This window comes from Enterococcus sp. PF1-24 (assembly GCF_029893325.1).
Lineage (GTDB): Bacteria > Bacillota > Bacilli > Lactobacillales > Enterococcaceae > HY326.
Genome location: NZ_JARXWL010000061.1, coordinates 1 through 3,533 on the forward strand (window position 1 = coordinate 1; position 3,533 = coordinate 3,533).

4 protein-coding genes are annotated in these 3,533 nt (G+C 31.7%); 1 reads left to right on the plus strand and 3 read right to left on the minus strand.

The genetic code is table 11. The features are described from left to right. Positions 1–123: 123 nt before the first annotated feature. The gene (gene fabZ / locus M2139_RS14110; RefSeq protein ID WP_280739497.1) at positions 124–573 is read right to left on the minus strand and encodes a 3-hydroxyacyl-ACP dehydratase FabZ; all 450 of its coding nucleotides are present in this window, start codon (positions 571–573) and stop codon (positions 124–126) included. A 269-nt stretch (positions 574–842) separates the two neighbouring features. Here fabZ and fabI point away from each other — a divergent pair, with 269 nt between their 5' ends. Then, complete coding sequence (gene fabI / locus M2139_RS14115) at positions 843–1,598, plus strand: enoyl-ACP reductase FabI (protein ID WP_280739498.1); 756 nt, start codon at positions 843–845, stop codon at positions 1,596–1,598. A 47-nt stretch (positions 1,599–1,645) separates the two neighbouring features. Here the strand turns inward: fabI and M2139_RS14120 are convergent, their stop codons facing one another. Together M2139_RS14120 and M2139_RS14125 are read right to left on the minus strand one after the other, a co-directional pair. Then, a complete protein-coding gene (locus tag M2139_RS14120) occupies positions 1,646–2,857 on the minus strand; it encodes a DUF6179 domain-containing protein (RefSeq protein WP_280739499.1) in 1,212 nt (403 codons plus the stop codon). After that, entirely contained in the window at positions 2,844–3,275 is a 432-nt protein-coding gene (locus M2139_RS14125; protein ID WP_280739500.1) for a DUF6323 family protein, read from the minus strand. The genes M2139_RS14120 and M2139_RS14125 overlap by 14 nt, the downstream gene beginning before the upstream one ends. Positions 3,276–3,533 lie beyond the last annotated feature (258 nt).

Consider the following 3,533-nt stretch of genomic DNA (forward strand, 5'->3'; position numbering starts at 1 on the left):
CATGCTAAAAAGCACCTCCTGTTAAATTCATTTTACTTGAATTCAACAAGAAGTGCTTTTTTATTATGTCCCACTATTCTGGGTCAGTTCCAAATAATCTCAACAGCTTTTTTATATACGTTATTATTTTTGACGATCTTCTTTACCAACAATAAAAGTGAATTGGCATTCAGCAATTTTCTTGCCCTCAACATAAGCTGTAGCGTCAGCAGTCCCTACTTGCCCTTTAATTTTAGTAATAATAAATTCTAATTTTAAAACATCACCGGGAACTACTTTTTTACGGAATTTCGCTTTATCAATCCCACCAATGTAGGCAGTTTTTCCGAAAAATTGTTCTGTTTTCAAAATTAAGACAGAACCAGCTTGCGCTAGCGCTTCTAAAATTAAAACACCTGGCATTACAGGATTACCTGGAAAATGACCGTTGAAAAAATCTTCATTAATCGTCACATTTTTAGTTGCTAAAATACGGTTACCTGGCTCTAACTCATCTACATAATCAATATAATAAATTGGATAGCGATTAGGAATTAGTTCCATCACTTCTACTGCTGTCATAACTGGTGTCAAAATAATTTCCCTCTTTTCATAAAAATTTTAACTTCAAGCAATTTTATAAAAACAAATTACTTTGATATTCAAAGTATCATAATTTATGATATTTCGCAATCATTTCATAATGAAAAATTAAAATTATCTAAAATAGTTTGACAATCAAAGCATTTTCTATAATAATAGTATTTCATAGAGTTAAATAAGCTTTTACTAGCTGCAATTATTAAGTTTTATTTTTATTACAAGCCAAAATTGGCTGTTAACAAAATGAAGGAGTGTCAAGTATGTCATTTTTAAAAGGAAAAAAATTCGTAATTATGGGTGTCGCTAACAAGCGCAGTATTGCTTGGGGCTGTGCCTCTGCTATGTTAGCCCAAGGCGCTGAAGTCATTTATACGTATCAAAATGAACGCATGAAAAAACCACTAGAAAGATTAGTTGGTGAAGAACCACTATTAATTGAATGTGATGTTGCTAGCGATGAAAGTATTGAAGCTGCTTTTCAAACTATTTCTGAAAAAGTGGGCAAAATTGATGGCGTAGTTCACGCAGTCGCTTTTGCTAAAAAAGAAGAACTTTCTGGCAATGTTACTGATATTAGTCGTGATGGCTATGCTTTAGCCCAAGATATCAGCGCTTATTCTTTAATTGCTGTTAGTAAATATGCTATGCCTTTATTAAACGAAGGTTCAAGCATTGTTACACTTTCTTATCTTGGTGCTGTTAGAGCCATCCCTAATTACAACATGATGGGCATCGCTAAAGCTTCATTAGAAGCTTCTGTACGCTATTTAGCTGCTGAATTAGCTTCAAAAGGCATCCGCGTTAACGGAATTTCAGCTGGCGCAATTAAAACTTTAGCCGTAACTGGTGTTAAAGATTATCAAAAACTAATTCAATTATCAGAAGACCGTACCCCTGATAAAGTGGGCGTTACCATTGAAGAAGTCGGAAATGCCTGTGCTTTCTTAGTTAGTCCGCTATCTGCTGGGATTGTCGGCGAAGTTATTTATGTAGATAAAGGCGTTCATTTAACTTAATTTATTATTTAAATTCACCTGCTAGAAAAAACTCTAGCAGGCTTTTTTTATGCAAAATCACTTTTTGCTAGTTGATATTCTTGTAAAAAACAATTCAATTCTGTTTGCTCTTTAGGACTTAGCTCCACTACTCTTTGTTTCAATATCTTTATAAAAGGGGAACTAGTGGCTTTTTCAGCAATAATTTGTTGAGTTGTCTTCCATTGCAATTGTTCTTGTTGAGCAATTAATAGCAATACCCCATAAAAAAGTGGCTCTGACAAATTCAAAATAGTTGCTGTCAACAGTTCTTCCGTTAAAATATCTTGCTGCCACAACTCCAATAAATCATAAGGTGATACGATATATTTCAAAATAGTTTTACTATCAGCAGTTATTGCTAACTCTTCTATTAACAAATTATAGTTTTTCTGTGTCATCGTCATTCCTAAATAAATTTCATGCTTAGGCCTGTTTTTCTGAATCACTAAAAAGTAATCTAAGTCGCTAGTATCTTGAGCTGAATTAAGTTTATTAACAAATTTTTGTAAGCTCAGCTGATAATAAGGATTAGCTACAAGCTTTTTTACAACTGTGACTGTTGCTAAAAATTGACGATTAGCAAAAAGATAATCTCTTTCGATTTTAGATAAAGCTAAATTACTTTCATTCAAACTAAAATGGGGTTGCACAAAAATTTTAGCTAGCATTTGATTAAAGATGACTTCAAATAAGTTATTTACATCAATTTTATAGTCAAATTTCAATAAATCACTATAGGCCTCTAACGTATTCACTACAACTGCTTCAGGAATTCTTTGTAAAAACTCAACTTCAGCCGCTAAGTTAGTTAAATAAGCTGTAACAAAATCAATTCCTTGAAATTTTTGCTCATCAACAGGATTGGCTAACAAGTAATCAATCCACAGACCACTTGCTTCCTGAGCGTGATAATCAAAATCATAGCTAGCAAAAAAATTATTAAAACTGTTAATCGTTTCTGTTAAAGCTACATTTCCAAATGAGCGATAATTAGCAACAATTTTACGATAACAATCCTGAGCTGCTTTCAGTTGTCTTTCAATAGCTACTTTCCCTTCTTGAAAAGCTTCAGCCACATCACCACTTTTTCCTTTAGCTAAAACAAAATCAACTGATTGTTTAATATTAGCAACTTCGGTAATCGTTAAAACAGAAGAACCACTCATTCTTTTTTGCAAGTGTTGTAGTAGAAAATTGTGATAATCTTGGTTATCAACTACTATTTCATTGTTCATCATAAGTTTCCTCCAAATTAGGATGATTTTCAAAAAAGCCTAAAGTTAGCTCTAAATTTTGATAGTTTTTTTGATAAATTTTTAAAACATAGTCAATTACTTCTTCATCACTAAATTGCTGATTTTCAAAACTTCGCAAATAATAAAAAATTTCCAGCAAATAATTCACCAATTCCAAATAAGCTCTTTTGCCATTATTTTCAAACGTTAGCAAGCTTTCACTCAAATAAAGCATATTGTTAAAAGAAAAATCAATCAGATAATTGACTTTTAATATCTCTTCTCTATTTTGTAAAAGTTGCGTCACTTCTTGCTTAGTTATTTGATAGTTGGCTCTTTTAGCGATTATTTTCAGTTGATATTCAAAATCATTTGTTGCATCAAGGGGCATTTTAAATAACAAATCACCACCATTACTCATCACTTCCAACTCCTTTCTTGAAGACTAAATAACACAGCCACTAAAAATAGTCAATCTTGATTTCCCGTCAAAAATATGGTAATATAAGTGTATAGATTATAATTATTAGAGATATACTTTAAGCTTTTCTTAATAATTTAAGAAGTTGCTACTTATTTTAAAGATAACAAAAAAGGGGCTGTGACATAAGTAAATTATGTTCGTAGTTTCAAAAAAAAGAAATTCTATGAAAACCATTATGGTTTTGTGGGATTTCTG

What these genes read in the sequence shown, in the direction of transcription:
- fabI (WP_280739498.1), top strand. Translation starts at nt 843, where the DNA reads ATGTCATTTTTAAAAGGAAAAAAATTCGTAATTATGGGTGTCGCTAAC.
- M2139_RS14120 (WP_280739499.1), bottom strand. Translation starts at nt 2,857, where the DNA reads ATGATGAACAATGAAATAGTAGTTGATAACCAAGATTATCACAATTTT.
- M2139_RS14125 (WP_280739500.1), bottom strand. Translation starts at nt 3,275, where the DNA reads ATGAGTAATGGTGGTGATTTGTTATTTAAAATGCCCCTTGATGCAACA.